Source organism: Micromonospora yongxingensis (assembly GCF_052601155.1).
On sequence record NZ_JBQXEO010000005.1, the window covers coordinates 16,713 to 32,077 of the forward strand.

Annotated in this window: 10 protein-coding genes; 4 read left to right on the forward strand and 6 right to left on the reverse strand. The window is 70.6% G+C overall.

Going from position 1 to position 15,365, the window contains the following annotated elements; genetic code table 11:
* Window position 1 precedes the first annotated feature (1 nt).
* The 6 genes from ACTWLT_RS08815 to ACTWLT_RS08840 all read right to left on the reverse strand — a co-directional run bounded on the left by ACTWLT_RS08815 (window position 2) and on the right by ACTWLT_RS08840 (window position 9,749).
* The gene (locus ACTWLT_RS08815) at window positions 2–442 is read right to left on the reverse strand and encodes an acyl-CoA thioesterase (protein ID WP_252418155.1); all 441 of its coding nucleotides are present in this window, start codon (window positions 440–442) and stop codon (window positions 2–4) included.
* Window positions 439–6,252: a type I polyketide synthase gene (locus tag ACTWLT_RS08820; RefSeq protein WP_445317864.1), complete on the reverse strand. Its 5,814-nt coding sequence runs from the start codon at window positions 6,250–6,252 to the stop codon at window positions 439–441. The genes ACTWLT_RS08815 and ACTWLT_RS08820 overlap by 4 nt, the downstream gene beginning before the upstream one ends.
* Window positions 6,249–7,292, reverse strand: coding sequence for a DUF1702 family protein (locus ACTWLT_RS08825; RefSeq protein WP_445317865.1), 1,044 nt, complete (start codon window positions 7,290–7,292; stop codon window positions 6,249–6,251). Before ACTWLT_RS08825 ends, ACTWLT_RS08820 begins: the two co-directional genes overlap by 4 nt.
* A 192-nt stretch (window positions 7,293–7,484) precedes the next feature.
* The gene (locus ACTWLT_RS08830; RefSeq protein WP_445317866.1) at window positions 7,485–8,480 is read right to left on the reverse strand and encodes a DUF1702 family protein; all 996 of its coding nucleotides are present in this window, start codon (window positions 8,478–8,480) and stop codon (window positions 7,485–7,487) included.
* Between the two features lie 106 nt (window positions 8,481–8,586).
* Window positions 8,587–9,165 carry a copper resistance CopC family protein gene (locus ACTWLT_RS08835; protein ID WP_445317867.1) on the reverse strand — a complete coding sequence of 193 codons (579 nt, stop codon included), beginning with the start codon at window positions 9,163–9,165 and terminating at the stop codon, window positions 8,587–8,589.
* Window positions 9,162–9,749 (reverse strand): hypothetical protein, encoded by a 588-nt coding sequence (locus ACTWLT_RS08840; protein ID WP_445317868.1) that lies wholly within the window; start codon window positions 9,747–9,749, stop codon window positions 9,162–9,164. Before ACTWLT_RS08840 ends, ACTWLT_RS08835 begins: the two co-directional genes overlap by 4 nt.
* A 243-nt stretch (window positions 9,750–9,992) precedes the next feature.
* Here ACTWLT_RS08840 and ACTWLT_RS08845 point away from each other — a divergent pair, with 243 nt between their 5' ends.
* The 4 genes from ACTWLT_RS08845 to ACTWLT_RS08860 all read left to right on the forward strand — a co-directional run bounded on the left by ACTWLT_RS08845 (window position 9,993) and on the right by ACTWLT_RS08860 (window position 15,347).
* On the forward strand, window positions 9,993–10,562 hold the full coding sequence (locus ACTWLT_RS08845; RefSeq protein WP_445317869.1) for a DUF5987 family protein: 570 nt from the start codon (window positions 9,993–9,995) through the stop codon (window positions 10,560–10,562).
* Entirely contained in the window at window positions 10,559–12,196 is a 1,638-nt protein-coding gene (locus ACTWLT_RS08850) for an FAD-dependent oxidoreductase (protein WP_252418148.1), read from the forward strand. The genes ACTWLT_RS08845 and ACTWLT_RS08850 overlap by 4 nt, the downstream gene beginning before the upstream one ends.
* A 59-nt stretch (window positions 12,197–12,255) precedes the next feature.
* The gene (locus ACTWLT_RS08855) at window positions 12,256–13,332 is read left to right on the forward strand and encodes a carboxymuconolactone decarboxylase family protein (RefSeq protein ID WP_445317870.1); all 1,077 of its coding nucleotides are present in this window, start codon (window positions 12,256–12,258) and stop codon (window positions 13,330–13,332) included.
* A 1,169-nt stretch (window positions 13,333–14,501) separates the two neighbouring features.
* On the forward strand, window positions 14,502–15,347 hold the full coding sequence (locus ACTWLT_RS08860; RefSeq protein ID WP_445317871.1) for a helix-turn-helix domain-containing protein: 846 nt from the start codon (window positions 14,502–14,504) through the stop codon (window positions 15,345–15,347).
* Window positions 15,348–15,365: the final 18 nt, after the last annotated feature.

Genomic DNA, 15,365 nt, shown 5'->3' on the forward strand with positions numbered 1-15,365 from the left:
GCTACACACGTGCGCTCCAGTACGGGGCCAGTGCGCGCTCCAAAGGCTCCGGTACTCGGGTGGGGACGGTGCGGGTGTTGGGTCCACGCATGCACGCCACCCGCTGGGCACCCCGGGCGACGAGCGTCTCGCCGCCGTCCGGGGTCAGCCGTACGTAGTCGAAACCGAACTCGAGCTGTGTCTGCGCCACGTCCAGTAGACGCATGCGGATGGCGAGCTCGTCGAAGGCGGTGATCTCCGTGAAGAACTCGCATTCGACCTTGAGGGTGAACAGCTTCAGGTCGCCGCGGAGGTCCGCCAGGACCTCCGGCGCCTTGTCCTTGAGGAACATCTCCCGGCAGCGGCCCTGCCAGCGCAGGTAGTTGACGTAGTAGACGTTCCCCACGAGGTTGGTCTCCTCGAAGCCGACGATGTGCCGGATCTCGTAGTAGACGAGCGTCATCGCGCGGCGTTCCCTTCGGTGAGGATCGAGAAGACGACAGGGGTGTCGAGGTCGCGGAGGGCGGTGACGAACGTCGTGATCCGTACGTCACCGCTCTGGAACGAGACCCATCCGTCGCTGGGCACCGCGGCGACGGTCAGCGGGGAGTCCGGTGGCAGCCCGGCCTTGTGCCGCGCCTCGACGGCGGTCCAGACGCGCGTCGCGGCGGTGTCCGCGTCCTCGCCCGTGTCCTTGGCGACCTGCGCGACGAGGCCGGCGTGGTGGCCCAGGAGACCGGACCATTCCTGCTCCGTACGCGACACGACGGTCTCCACGTCACATCCGACCGTGCCGGCACCGGTGACGACGACCGTCACGCCGGCACCGTGGGCGGCCGACATCGGCGCCTCGCCGCGTACCTCGGGACGCCCGTCCGGCCGGTGGTTCACCTCGACCCGGCGGCCGTAGGCCCGGCTCGCGGTGACGGCCGTGCGGGCGCGGCGCCGGGCGACGTGACCACCCGGTGCGGCGTCGTCGGGGTGCGCGTCGTCGGGTTCGACGGCGACGGCCACCCGGGCGCCGGTCAGATCGCCGATGGCACGCTCCAGGAAGGGGCCGAGCAGCGGTGCCACCCAGGGGCCGCGACCGTCCTGCTTGCGGACGGCCTGCAGCCGCAGTCCCTCCCACCGCTCCACCACGGTGCCGTTCTCGTCCCGCAGGGCGATGTCGTACACGTAGGTGTCGCCGTCCCGGCTGCGTTCGGTCGCGCAGTAGCGCAGGGCGCGAGCGGCCGCCAGGGCGGGGCCGCCGGGATGGATGCGAGCCACGCCGGCCGGCAGCAGCGTCGCGTGCGGTACGCACACCTGGTTGCCGTGCATGAGAGCGTCCCGCACTCCCGGATCGCCCAGGCGCAGTTCCGCCGCGGCGTAGGGCGCGAACCAGTCGACGTCGAGCGCTTCGACGTCCGCGTCGACATGGCGGGCGGCGGACCGGTGGAAGCGGCGCAGCCGCTGGAACCGGTCGCCCTGGAACAGCAGTTGACCGTAGAGGTCCTCCATCGGGGACAGCGGGACCGGATCGCCGCCGTCGTCGACCTGGTCGGGCGGCCCGTCCGCCGGCTCCGTGGCGGAGAGGCGCAGCGTCGCGGTGAAGTGGTCCGCGGTGAAGTTGGTCTCCTCGCTGCGGATGGCCACCCGCACCACGTCGTCGTCGGTCACCACGGCGGCCACGCGGATCCGGGTACTGCCCTGCTGCGGTACGACGATCGGCCGCACGAACTCGGCGTCCTCGATGACCGGCACGACGGTGGAGCCGGTGACCGCCTGCGCGACCTGGGCCATCGCCTCCATGCCGAACACGGCGGGGAAGAGCAGGTTCCCGTCGAGCAGGTGGTCGGCGAGGTAACGGTCGGTACCGACGTTGAGGTCGGCCTCGGCCACGAGCTCGACGCCGTGATAGCGGACCAGCACGCGGTCGACGAAGCGCAGCAGCGGCAGTTCGGGAAGGTCCTTGCGGACGGTGTCGATGCCCTCGGTACGCCCGCTGATGACCACGACGCTGGGCGCCTCGGGGTCGTTCACCAGCCGCCGCAGGATGGACAGACCCTGCTCCGGGGTGACGGGCGTGACCCCGTCGCGGCTGAGGGCTTCCACGACCGAGAGCCGCTCCCCCATGCCGACACCCGACCAGACCGACCACTCCATGCAGATGGTCCGGCATTCCGGGAACCGTTCGCCGAACGCCCGGGTCTCCTCGGCCAGCCAGTCGTTGGCGGTCGCGTAGTGGGCCTCCCCGCGCAGGCCGGCGCGGCCGATGATGCTGCCGAGGGTGACCAGCAGACGCAGCCGCGCCGGGTCGACGGCGTCCAGCACCGCGCGCAGGCCGTCGATCTTGGGCGCGAGGGTCCGGCGGAAGTCGTCGATGCCCAGGCTGGTCAGTCCCGCCGGCTCGTTGCGGCCCGCGCCGTGCAGGACGGCGGTGACGGGGCCCAGCTCGGCGGTCAGCTCCGCCACCGCACGACGTACCGAATCCGCGTCGGTGACGTCGGCGCGCGCGTACCTGACGGTCACCCCCGCGAGCCGGATCCGGTCCAGGTTCGCCGCCAGCTCCTGGTCCTCGGACGGGTCCGAGCGACCGAGCAGCGCGAGGCGCGCCTTGCTGTCCACGGCGATGGTGAGGGCGCACTCGGCGGTGATGCCCTTGCCGCCGCCGGTGACGAGCAGCACGTCCTCAGCGCCCAGCGGGGACTCCCACCGGTCGGCGCGCACCGGCATGGCACGCATCGTCGGTACGCGACGGACGCCGTCGCTGCCGTAGACGACCTCGGTGAAGGAGACCGTCGAGGCCACCTCGGCCACGACCCGCTCGACCGCCGCGGCGTCGGCCGGGAGGTGGACGATGGTCACCCTCAGGTGCGGCGCCTCCAGGCGGAGGGTCCTGGCGATGGCGGCGGCGCCACGCCCGTTGCCCACGAGCACGAAGCGGCTGCCGGGCTCGCCCGCCAACGCCCGCTTCGCGCCGTCCAGGGCGTGTTGCAGATCCGCCTCGCCACACTGCTCCGGCAGGCAGACCAGGACGCCACCGCCGACCGACGCCCGGTGCAGCTCGGCCCGCAGACGCTCGGCGAGGGGGTGCTCGGCCGCGGCGTGGACGTGCCACGACCCGGTGCCCTCCGGTGCCGAGCGCGGCCCGACCGGTACGGCGTCGAGGTCGACCCGCCACGGTCGCGACCACGATGCCGCGCCGACGACGTACGGGGGTGCGTCGGCCGCGCCGCCGCCCGTGGTGTCGACGAGTTCGTCGAGTGCCGTGGCGAGTTCCCGGACGGTCGACATGGCGAAGTTCGTCGGCACCCGCGCCGGCGGAACTCCGAGCTGCTGTGCGAGCTGGTTGACGACCTGACCCACGGTGATGGAGCTGAGGTGCAGGTCGTCGAGGAGTCGGCTGTCCGGCCGGACGAGGTCGAGCGGCAGTTCCGCCCGCTGGGCGGCGAGCCGCCGCAGCAGGTCCTCCGACGACTCCGCGGACCCGGGCATCTCGACTCCCGGCGCCGGGGTCGCCTGCGTGGCCTTCTCGGCGGGCGGCGCGACGGTTCGCGCGGCCGGGAGGTCGACGGTCGGCGCCTGCTCGCAGGGGCTCGCCAGGAAGGTCATCGGGGCACCGACCTCGAGCGGCCGGGTCAGGCGGCCGTCGAACAGCGCGCTCTCGAGCGGGGCGGCACCGACGACGTACGCCGCGCCGGCGACCGTCAACAGGCTCGCGAGGGACTCGTCGTCGGTGTCCAGCGCCACGGCGGGCACCTCGGCGACGCCGGAGGCGAGGCCGGTGAGCACCCGGCCGGGTCCGACCTCGACGAACAGGTCGACGTTCTTCGCCGCCAGCGCCACGGCCTGCGTGAACAGCACCGGGTCGGTGATCTGCCGGTGGAGCAGCTCGGTGATGTCCGTGTCGGCGGCGAGCACGTCGCCGGTGACGGTGGAGATCACCTTTCGCTCCACCGGGCCGAGACGCTCCGTGCCCAGCGCGGACGCGAAGGCGGACGCGGCCGGCGCCACCAGCGGCGAGTGGAACGCGTGCGACACCGGCAGGACCCGGGCGTTGAGACCGGCGGCGGTCGCCCGATCGCACACCGCCCGGACCGCGTCGACCGTGCCGGCGACGACCGTCTGGGCCGGACCGTTGTACGCGGCGATGACGACCGGCAGGTCGGCGATGAGGGGTTCGACGGCCTCCGGGGCGGCACTGACGCCGGCCATCGTGCCGGACGAACTGTGCTGCGCCATGGTGCGGCCACGGACACCGGCGATCCGCAGCAGCGTCTCCTCGTCGATGGCGCCGGCCCAGTGCAGGGCCGCGATCTCGCCGAGGCTGTGCCCGACCGCCACCGTGGCGTCGATGCCGAGCAGGCTGAGCGCGCGCAGGCCGGCGGCGGCCCCGGTGACGATCCGCGGCTGCGCGACCTCGGTGGCGACGACGTCTCCCTTGCTCGGCAGGCCGGAGTTGAGGTAGACCTCCTCGACCTCGGCGAACCGCCGGCGTAGCGCCCCGCCGCTCATGCCCCGTCCGGACCCCTGCCCGGGGAAGAGGAAACCGACCCGGGCCGGCCCGCTGGCGTGGCCGAGCAGAGAGCGACCGTCGCCGCTGAGCATCGACGTCTCGCCCGACTCGACGGCCTCCCGCACCCGGGTCAACCGCCGCACCGCGTCCTCCGGCGAGGTCGCCACGACCACCGCCCGGAACGGCAGGCCACGGAGCTCCCGGTGCAGGGTGACGGCCAGGTCGGCGAGCTGCGCGTAGGACAGCATCGGCACGTAGTCGATGAGCTGGTTCAGACGGGCCGCGAGGTCCTGCGGCGAGCGGGCGTCGACGGCGAGCAGCTCGGCGTCCTGAGCGGAGGCGGCGAGCGCCCGGGTGGCGCCGGTCAACCGGGTCCGGCGACGCGGCCGTTGGCCTTCGAGCACGACGTGGGTGTTGATGCCACCGAAGCCCATCGCCGTGACGCCGGCCCGCACCGGAAGGTCCGCCGGCCAGGCTTCGGCACGACGCAGAACGCGCAGTGCGGGCGTACCCTCGGTGAAGATCTCGTGCGGGTCGACGCAGCCGATGGCCGGTGGCACCACCTCGTGGTGCACGGCCAGGGCGGCCTTGATGAGACCGGCCACGCCGGCGGCGGCCTTCGTGTGGCCGATCATGCCCTTGATGGAGCTGATCGCCGCGGGCGGCGCATCGGGGTTGGCGGCGAGCCGGGCCTGCGACAGGGCGGTCAGCTCGGTGTGGTCGCCGACGCGGGTGCCCGTGCCGTGGCCCTCGAACAGCCCGACGGTGTCGACGCCGAAGCCGCTGCGCTCGTAGGCCCGCCGCAGGGCGAGCCGGTAGCCGCCGATCTCGGGCCGGGTGATGCCGCCCTTGCCGTCGGAGGAGATGCCCCAACCCGGGATCACCGCGTAGATCCGGTGCCCCGCCTCGACGGCGTTCGCCTCGCGCATCAGCACGACCATGCCGCAGCCCTCGCCGGGCCAGAAGCCGTTGGAGCCGCGGTCGTAGACCCGCATCTCACCGGTGGCGAGAGCACCGGTCTTCGCGAACCCGATGATCTCGAAGGGGTCGATGGACAGGTCGACGCCACCGGCGATCGCCACGTCCACGTCGCCGTCGACCAGGTTCTTGCACGCGGTCACCACCGACAGCAGGGATGAGGAACAGGCGCCGTCGACGGTGTAGCCGCCGCCCTTGAGGTCGAACTGGTTGCAGATGCGGCCGGCGATGGTGTTGGACAGGCCGCCGGCCAGGGTGTCCTCGTCGACGGGGGCGAAGGGGCGCTTGAACGACTCCTCCAGCCCGCCGAGGAAGTCGGCGAGCTGGTCGTCGTCCCAGTCCCGGTCCTTCAGCGCCGTCGCCACCACCCGCCGGACGTACGGCCAGCGGAGGCGCAACGTGCTCGCGCGGGAGAACTCCCCGGTGAGGGTGTTCCCGACGATCACGGAGGTGCGCTCCCGGGGCAGCCCTTCGCCCATCGGAAAGCCGGCGTCGGCCAGGGCCGTCGCGGCGACCTCGAGGGCGAGCCAGTGGGTCAGATCCGTCGACCGGAATGCGCTGCCCGGAATCTTGTACGCCGAACGGTCGAATTCGTAGCCTTCGATCACCGCCGCGTTGCGCGCGTAGAAACGGTCGGGCGTCGTGGGATCGGGGTCCCAGTAGTCGGCCAGGTTCATCCGCACGTCGGGCAGTCGGCGAAAAGCGCGTCGCCCGGCGACGATATTTTCCCACAGTTCCGTGGGTGAGGTGGCATCGGGATAGCGGCACGCCATCCCGACCACAGCGATTCTCGTCATTGGATTTCGTTCTCCTCCTGCGGCGATCGCGTCCGCGCTGAGAGCTTCTGACCGCTCGGCAGATGCCGACGCGGTGGGCCTGATTCCACGAACGCGCTGGCGATCCGCTGCCGCCAGACCTCGTAGGACGGCAGCACTCCGACGTTGGTCAGGCCGACCCGCGCCTCGTCGGTGACCCGGGACGCCTCGGCGACCGACATCCCGCAGAACACCCGCGTCGCCAGCTCGTTGTGCGGCGACGTCAGACCGGCGAGGTGCCGGGCGCCCGCGGCGAACGCGGCACCCTGCGCCAGGTCCGCGCGGTAGGGAGCGGCCGCGTCGCGGAACCACTTCAGCTCGTCCTCGGTGGCGCCACCGGCGTACGTGGCGGCGAGGCCGGCACCCGCGTAGAGATCCGGGCGGCGGTCCTCGGCGAACCCCTCGAAGAACCGCACGACCCGCTTCGGGTCCGTGCCCGCCACGAACCAGGTGGCACGGCCGACGCCCTGGTCGATGACGCGCGGCGCGTATCCGCTGGTGTCGTCGGCGGGCCACGGGAAGTCGCGGTGCCGGTAGGCCTGGTGCACGTACTTCGCTGTCTTGAAGTAGGCCTGATGGAACCCGTAGCCGTCGAGCACGAGCCAGCGCAGCAGCGGGTCGTCGCCGTAGAGGGCCGACCAGCACATCCGCGGCAGTCTCGCCATCGCCCAACCGACGCCGACGTAGGCCATGTAGGAGTGCCGCTCGCCCGCGCCGGCGATGAACTGGGCAACGTGTCGCCGCCCGCCGAGCGGGAGGCCGTCACGGATCGCGAAGGCCATCGCCGCGCCCTCGTACGCGAATCCTTTGAAGTTGGACGGGATCCGCTCCAGCGGTTCGGTCGCGTCGGGGACCCGACTGACCTCGGCCGCCACGGCGAAGCCCGCGAGGAAGGTGCTTCCGACCGTCTCCAGGCGTTCCCGGGATGCGTCGTCCTTCACGTGGAATCCCCGGACGTCGAGCCTCGTCTCCGAGACGTCGGGGGTGAGAATGCGGCGCCTCAACGCCGCCAAAGCGCTCACTCGGGGTCTCCATTGCTGTCCACCATGGTGCTATCTTTGCTGCCTCTACCTGGACTTTCTTCTTCAGGTTTGCGCGACGTGAGACATGTTTGGTGAGCACCGATACACAATCCGGCTATTCGTCGCCGGAAAGCGGATAGTGGAAATCGCCAAGAATGGCGAATTGTGATCGTCGTCGAGACGCGAGGAGCGCTAGGCCGGGCTGTCGCCGACCGCGACCGGGAAGCACTCGCGGATCCTGCGACGCCAGACCTCGTACGGCGGCTCCGTCGGGGAGTCGAGGCCCTCGTCAGCGACCTTGTCGGCCAGAACGACCGCGGCGTCGACGTCGAGCCCGGTGAGCGCGCCCACGGCCACGCCGGTGTGCGGCGGCACGTGCCCGGAGAAGTCGCGGGCCCGGGCGGCGAAAACCGCGCCCTGGGCGAGATGCGGGGCGTGCTCACCGCTGGCGCTTCGCATCGCCACCAGGTGTTCGCTGTCCGCGCCGCCGGCGAAGGTGGCAGCGAGCCCGACGCCGCTCCACAGGTCGGCGTGACGCCCGGGGGTGAACCGTTCGACGGCCCCGGCGACCGCCTCGCAGCCGGCGCCGTGGATGAACCACAGCGCCCGGCCGATGCCCTGGTCGACGGCACGGGGGAAGTACTCGGCCCGACCCTGCCACGGATAGGCCGGAAGCAGCTCCTGCCTGGTCACGTACCGCTCGGTGTGGAAGAACGCCTTGTCGAAGCCGTACCCGTCGACGGCCAGCCAGCTCATCGTCGGGTAGTACGGCGTGCCGGTGAGATCCGGCAGCACCTTCTTCCAGAGGACACGCGGCAGGCGGGCCATCGCGAAGCCGATGCCGATGTAGGTCAGGAAGGTGTGCGGCACGGCGGGCCCGCTCAGGAACTGCCGGGCGAGTTGGGCGCGGCCGGTACCCATCGCGTCGAGCACGGTGAGAGCCATCGCGGCGCCCTCGTACGCGAAGCCCCGCATCTCGATGTCGACGAGTTCGAGCCGGCGCTCCAACTCCCAGAGGCTGCGCGTGTCGACGCCCCACTCGAAGCCGCAGATCACCGCCTGGGGTATCGCCTCCAGCCGTCGGGTGACCTGGTTGTCGGCGACGGGGAAGCCGCGACGCGAGAACGTGGTCTCCACCAGGGACGGGGTCAGGATCAACCGACGCAGGGAGCCGAGGGTGGTCGGCACATCGTCCTCCTCAGGGTTCGCGGCGCCGGGGCGACGACCGCGAGGCCATCGTCGTACGCCAGATCCTGCGAGGACGCCTCCTGCCGTGCGATCTGCCGGGACGGCGTCAGACGCCGCGCGGCCGCCGACGCAGTAGGAACACCGCGGCGAGTACGACGATCAGCAGGAGGTCGGCGACGATCAGCACGACCGTCAGGGGGTCGTCGTGCAACTGGTGGGCGTGGGCGTCCGACGGTGCGGCCGGGACCGGCGGCGACGCCGCGCTCGGATCACCGGCCGTGGTGACCGAGAACGTCGAGCTGCCCGAGAGCTGCCGCCCGTCCTCCAGCCGCACGTGGTAGACCATCCGGTAGTTTCCCGGCTCGACGATCCGCAGGGGGACCACCAGGGACTGACCGTCGAGGTGGGCCGCGGTGGTGGAGACCAGGCCGCCTCCGGCGGCGGGACCGACCGACAGGTGGTATTCCGCCGGGCGGAGCATTCCGTCGAGCGACACGGTCGCCGACGCGGGTGGCCGGTCGAGGACCACCCGGTCGGCGGGGTAGGACGAGACCACCCGCAGCGCGGCTGGTTCCGCCACGACGGCCAGCGTCACCACGGAGACGACGATGGCGAGAATGAGCCATCCACCCAACTGATGCCAGGTCAGCCGGGTGGATGGCTCGGTGGTGGTCGTGGACGTCATATCGCGGGCGCGGCTAGCGCACCGGCCCGCGCCTTCGGAGCGCAGGTGCAGGTCGCCATCGCCGCCTCGGCCCTGCTCGGCCGCAGGTGGTAGACCATGGCGATCACCATCGGCAGGAACACGACCGAGTTGTAGAACAGGTGCAGCTCGACCCGGGGCAGCACCAGCTGCAGCAGGCTGGTCGGCACGGTCCTGCCGAAGAAGAGCGTGCCCGTCTGCGCCTGGATCAGCAGCAGCAGGTGTTCGATGTGGTGCCAGAACTGGATCGCGAGTGCGACGGTCCACCACGTCCTGGCCCGGCCCTTGAAGCCGTCGCGCAGCAGCCACAGCCCGGCCAGCATGACGATCGCGTAGCCGTAGTGCAGCCACTCCGAGGTCACCAGCCAGGGAAAGGCCAGCCCCAGGACGCCACGGGACTGCGGCACGGGCCAGCCCAGGGCCCAGATCTGGAAGGCCTGCGTCAGGTGCTCGGCCCAGTGCGCGACGACGATGAGCATGAAGATGTTGACCCCGGTCCGGTGGTGCCGCCCGTTCAGCGTTCCCAGGAGACCGTCCCGTCGCAGCGGGACACTTCCAACAGCCATCAAGATCCTCCTGCGTGACGTCCGGATGCCGGCCGGGCACCGCGTACCGGTCCCGACCGAACCCCCAATCTCCCGCAGGCCACCGCCGCCTTCATCTCCCAGATTGCGCGGCCGTCCGGCTTCCGGCATCACCGCAGCCCCAGGTGGGCGTGGCCCGGCCGGCGCCGACGTCCGCAACGACAGAGATGAGGTCTCCGGCTCCCGCCCCGCACCGTTGTGTGAGATCGGAGAGGAGAAACGCCTGTGCCACTCGGAAACGCGGAGCACGATCCGGACCAGATCCTGGTCCTCGAAGCGTTCGCGGACACCATCGTTCCCGGGGCCAAACGGTCGCCGGAGGACAGGGCCATCGCCGGGGTCGTCGACGACCCCGGCGCGGTCGAGGCGGGTGCGGTCACGCTCCTGGGAGACCCGGCGGGCGGGCTCGCTCCGGCGCTCGAGGTCGCGGCGATGGAGCTCGACGAGTACGCCACGGAGTACGCCCGCGAGCACGGCCTCACGCTCGACGCCGACGTGCCGCCCTTCGTCGCGCTGTCGTTCGCCGACCGGACCGCCCTGGTGGCGAGGCTGTGCGCCCCGGACCACCCGGAGAAGCAGATGTGGGTCGGCCTGGCGCTGTTCAGCAACATGGCGTACGACAGCGGCGCCCACCTGAGCACCACGGAGGCACTCTCCACGGGCCATCCCGGGCTGCTGGGAATCGGCTTCGCCCCGCCCCAGGAGGACGGCCTGTGGCGCTTCCCCCGCTTCTCGTACGGCCGCCAACTGGCCGACCTTCACCCACACACCACGTCGACGGGCAGCCCATCATGACCACTGTGGAAAAGACCGACGTCCTCATCGTGGGCAGCGGCTTCGGTGGTGCCATCGCGGCCTACCACCTGTCCGCCGGAGGTGCCAAGGTCACGGTCCTGGAACGGGGGCCGTGGCTGCAGGCCGAGGAGTTCGACCACGACTACAAGCTCGGCAGCTCCTTCACCCGCATCTTCGACTTCGTCGTGGGTGACGGCATGAGTGTGCTGGGTGGCAACTGCGTCGGCGGTGGCAGTGTCGTCTACTTCGCCACCATGCCCCGGGCGCCGCGGTTCGTCTTCCACCGCCGGGGAAGCATCGGCCGTCCCATGTGGCCGGCGACCATCACGCGCGACACGCTGGACCCGTGGTACGACCGGGTGGCCGAAGCCCTGCCCATCACGACGACCCCCTGGGACCAGGTGCCGTACGCGGGCGGCCTCTGGGCCGCGGCCTGTAACCACGCGGGTCGTACCGCCAACCCGGCGCCATCCGCTGTCGACCTGTCTCTCTGCACCAACTGCAACTGGATGATGGCCGGCTGCCGGTTCGACGCGAAGCGGTCGCTCCTCCTCAACTACCTGCCGGCCGCGCTGTCGTACGGCGCCGAAATCCGGCCGCTGCACGAGGTGCAGAGTCTGACCCGTAACCACGACGGCAGCTATCGCGTGCATTACCGGATCGTCGACGGGGAGGACTACCGGGTCCTGCACGACGCCGGCGAGATCGACGCGAAGATCGTCATTCTGGCGGCCGGTGCGGGCGCGACGCCGGTCATCCTGCGGCGCTCGGAGCCCCAACTCGGCACGATGCCGTACGCGGTGGGCCGGTACTTCTCCGGGAACGGCGAGCGGCTCAACACCGCCGTCTTTGACGAGGATCGCGTCCGCGACGTACTGGGCCTGACTCGCGAGGGCGGCAAGGCGTACGAGGCCTATCAGATCGGCCGGGGACCCACGGTGGCGAACTGGGACCACCTCGACGGTTCGCTACCGGAATATGAGCGATTCTCGCTGGAACAGCTCTACTTTCCTCCGGCGCTCGGCACGATCCTCGCGCAGGTGCCGGACGCGACCGGGCCGAGCTGGTTCGGTATGGAGAAAAAGGAGCTGCTCCGGCGCTGGCAGTCCTGGCTGACGATTTTCGTCATGTCCGAGGACGACAATGAAGGTTTCTTTGGTCCGCTCCCCGAGACCGGCAACGCCAACCGGTTCTCCCAGCAGATGCTCGGGCACGGCCCGCTGCGGTACACACCGACCGCCAACACCCGTCGCGGATGGGCCCTCGCCGACGCGGAGATCAAGGACATCCTCGAACGCGACGGGCTCGCCCGGGTGATGCCGTGGACCAACGACCTGGTCGGCGCGTACACCGTCCATCCGCTCGCCTCGTGCCGCATCGGAGACGATCCGGCGACGTCCGCCCTGGACGACCGCCACGAGCTACGCGACCACCCGGGCATCTTCGTCACGGACGGATCCGCCGTCCCGGGGGCGTTGACGGTCAATCCGGCGTCCACCATCGCCGCCCTGGCGGAGCGGGCGATGCCCGGAATCGTCGCGGCAGCGAGAGCGCGCGGCGTCAACGTCCGCTACGGTGCGCCGTCACCCGACGGCGCCACGGCGGGCCGCCGCGCGGTGGCCAACACCGTCTGATCCCACCACGGCGGCGCCGGCCCGAGCCCACGCCGCAGTCCTGCGGGGATGGAGCAAGCGTGAGTTCGTTGTTCGCGCGTACCACTCGTCGGATCACGTTGGCGCACATCCGCCACGTCCCTCGGATTCCGCCGAGCGGCGCCACCGGAGTCGTCACACGGGTCTACCAACAGGTCGAGCACGACTTCGGGCTTCTCGCCCCACCGGTCGCTCTCCACGCGCCGGCGCCGGACCACCTGGCGGCGGCCTGGGCGATCCTGCGCGAGACGCTCGTCGTGGAGGGCGAGGTGGGCCGCGCCGCCAAGGAGATCGTCGCCGCGGCGGTGTCCCTGGCCAACAGTTGCCCGTACTGCGTGGACGTCCATGGCGCCACGTTGGCCGGGCTCACCGAGGGAGCGGATGCCGGGCACGTCATGGCGGACCGGATCGAGGCCATCGCCGACCCGTCGCTGCGCGAGCTGGCGCGGTGGGCGCGGGCGAGCGGTCCCGTCCGGTCGACGCAGCCGGTTTCCGCTCCCTTCCCGCGTTCGCACGCGCCCGAGTTGCTGGGCGTCGCCGTCGCCTTCCACTACTACAACCGGATGGTCAACGTCTTCCTGCAGGACTCGCCGCTGCCACCGGTGCGAGGTCGAGCGCGCGAGGTGGCCCGGGGCGTCGCCGCCCGGATGATGGGCCGCCTCGCCCGCGTACCGGCCCTGCCGGGGGCCTCGGTGGATCTGCTGCCGGCTGCGCCACTGCCGGCGGACCTCCGGTGGGCAGCGGGCCAGCCACACGTCGCGGCCGCGATGTCCCGCGCCGCCACGGTCTTCGAGGCGGGTGGCAGGCGGACGGTACCGGCCGGTGTCCGGCAGTTGGTGACCGACCTCCTGCCGGCCGGCGCGCCGTCGCTGACCGGTGGCGCTCTCTGGCTCGACGACGCGGTCAGCAGACTGCCCGAGGAGGAGCGCCCGACCGGACGCCTCGCGTTGTCGGTAGCCCTGGCCTCCTACCGGGTCACCGACGCCGTCGTCGACGCGGCCGGCGCGGACGTGAGCGGCGGCTCCCTCATCGAGCTCGCTTCGTGGGCGAGTTTCACGGCCGCGCGGCGGGCCGGTGCTTTGCTGGGCGATGAGTTCTCGACGACTTCGGATTCCTGATCCCGAGTAACGACCAGCTTGTTCGGTGCGGCGGTCGCAGTTCCGGATCATGGCAGGAGTTCGCGTCGCGGCGTCTTGTGAGCCGCGCCTGTCCGGGTGGCAACGCCGCTGACTCACCCGATGCGCGCCACGGCCCCCCAACGCCCGCGGTCGCCCTTCTACGCCCGGCAAGCTGTGCCTGGAAACGATTTGTCCGAGCGTTTGCACGATCGAATCCACAAGCGACGCACGGCTGCACCTGCCCCATTTCCATTCGATACCGCACTGAGTAGCCACTATCTCCGATTGCGATTCGCGGACAACAGGGAAAACCGTTTATCAGCCAATTATATTCGCCGACGGAGCGTCTGAACAATCGCTTGGAAGGCTCAAGGAATTGTTCGGCCGTCGGCCCACAGCCCGCACCGGACGGCAGTCTGGTAATTGACACAGACTCCACAATCGACGATCTGTCAGGGATCGTTCGCGGATGTCGGATGTCGTCCTAAACGCATCGCCGAGTGGATATCAGTGCACGGCGGACCCGGTCAACCCCCGCGTGAAGGATAACTGTCAGTCACATACCCACCCGCCTCAACGATCATAGAACCTCCAGCTCGGCGGTTACGTAAGGTGATGTCCGATATCGAACACCTGCCCGCTCAACCCACAAATCGTCACGGAACGTGACATGCGTTTTTCAATTCTGGTGCGCGCTCCCGCCGCCCGTGAGCACCGCCGAAGCAGGCCGATCCGCAGCGCCTGCGGGGGGTCGACACCTTCTGGCAAGTGGAACGTTCGACTATCCATACCCGACGTTCCGTGAGCTGTGCGAACCCTGGAAAGCGCTGCCCACGCCACATTCCCTCTTCACGATTGCTCTACGTGGTCGGGCCGTGACCGTGGGATTGCCAAGGAGCCCAAGGATCGCTAATCTCGTCCAGGACGGACGTACCGCCAGCTGGGGCCTGGGACGCAGAGCAATTCATCTGCTTCGATTACTAAACGCGATTATTCTGGCTTGTGACTCATCGCAGCGTCGCAACTATTGTCGTAGGGCTGGGGGCTGGGACAGCCATGCCCACCAGCCGCACCGCCAGGCAGTCGCGCCCAGGGCCTCAGCACTGTGAGCGATCGGAGGCACGGTGGAGGAGTCGATCGAGCTAGCTGTAAGGCGCGCTATCACGACCATGCGCGAGAACATGGGGGAACAGCTGACGGTTGACGACATGGCGCGTGCGGCGCTGTTCAGCAAGTTCCACTTCACGAGGATCTTCCAGCGGGTGACCGGTGTCTCACCGGGCCGATTCCTCTCGGCGCTTCGCCTGCAACAGGCCAAGCACCTGCTGGTCACGACGTCTCTCAAGGTCGCGGACATCAGTCTGATGGTCGGCTACAACAGCGTCGGCACGTTCAGCGCCCGCTTCAGCCGAAGCGTCGGCATGCCCCCGACGACCTACCGCCGGCGTGCCGGGTTCGCCCCGCAGATCCTGAGCGAGGAGGACGGCGCCACGACGTCCTCGGGTGCACAGGTGTCCGGCCACATCCGCGAGCACAGCGGCAGCGAGGCCAGGTTGGTGTTCGTCGGCCTCTTCGTCGACCGGATCCCGGAAGGCAAGCCGGTGCGGTGCACCGTGCTGAACGGCTCCGGCCGGTTCAAGTTCGAGCAGGTGCCACCCGGAACCTGGTACCTGCTCGCGCAGTCGCTACCGGCCGACGGCGAGGCCGACGACGCACCGGACGGCCACGGAATCTGCGTCGCCAGCCACGGCCCCATCGTCGTGGGCAACGAGACGGTCGTCGAGGTCGAGGTCGAGCCGCGGCCCGTCCGCGCGCTGGATCCGCCGGTCCTGTTGGCGCTGCAGGACACCCGCAAGTTGGCGTTGGAGAGGATGGCGGAGGACGAGGCCCGGGACGACAGGGCGCCGAACCTGGCAACCGTGGCGAGCGGCACGTCACCGTCCGGAGTCCCCACCTTCGCGGTCGGGCGACGCCAGATGATGCGGATGGGTACCGCTTCCCGCCCAGCGGCGTAGCCAACGCGGCCCAGGGTC

What these genes read in the sequence shown, in the direction of transcription:
- ACTWLT_RS08815 (WP_252418155.1), bottom strand. Translation starts at nt 442, where the DNA reads ATGACGCTCGTCTACTACGAGATCCGGCACATCGTCGGCTTCGAGGAG.
- ACTWLT_RS08820 (WP_445317864.1), bottom strand. Translation starts at nt 6,252, where the DNA reads ATGACGAGAATCGCTGTGGTCGGGATGGCGTGCCGCTATCCCGATGCC.
- ACTWLT_RS08835 (WP_445317867.1), bottom strand. Translation starts at nt 9,165, where the DNA reads ATGACGTCCACGACCACCACCGAGCCATCCACCCGGCTGACCTGGCAT.
- ACTWLT_RS08840 (WP_445317868.1), bottom strand. Translation starts at nt 9,749, where the DNA reads ATGGCTGTTGGAAGTGTCCCGCTGCGACGGGACGGTCTCCTGGGAACG.
- ACTWLT_RS08850 (WP_252418148.1), top strand. Translation starts at nt 10,559, where the DNA reads ATGACCACTGTGGAAAAGACCGACGTCCTCATCGTGGGCAGCGGCTTC.
- ACTWLT_RS08860 (WP_445317871.1), top strand. Translation starts at nt 14,502, where the DNA reads ATGCGCGAGAACATGGGGGAACAGCTGACGGTTGACGACATGGCGCGT.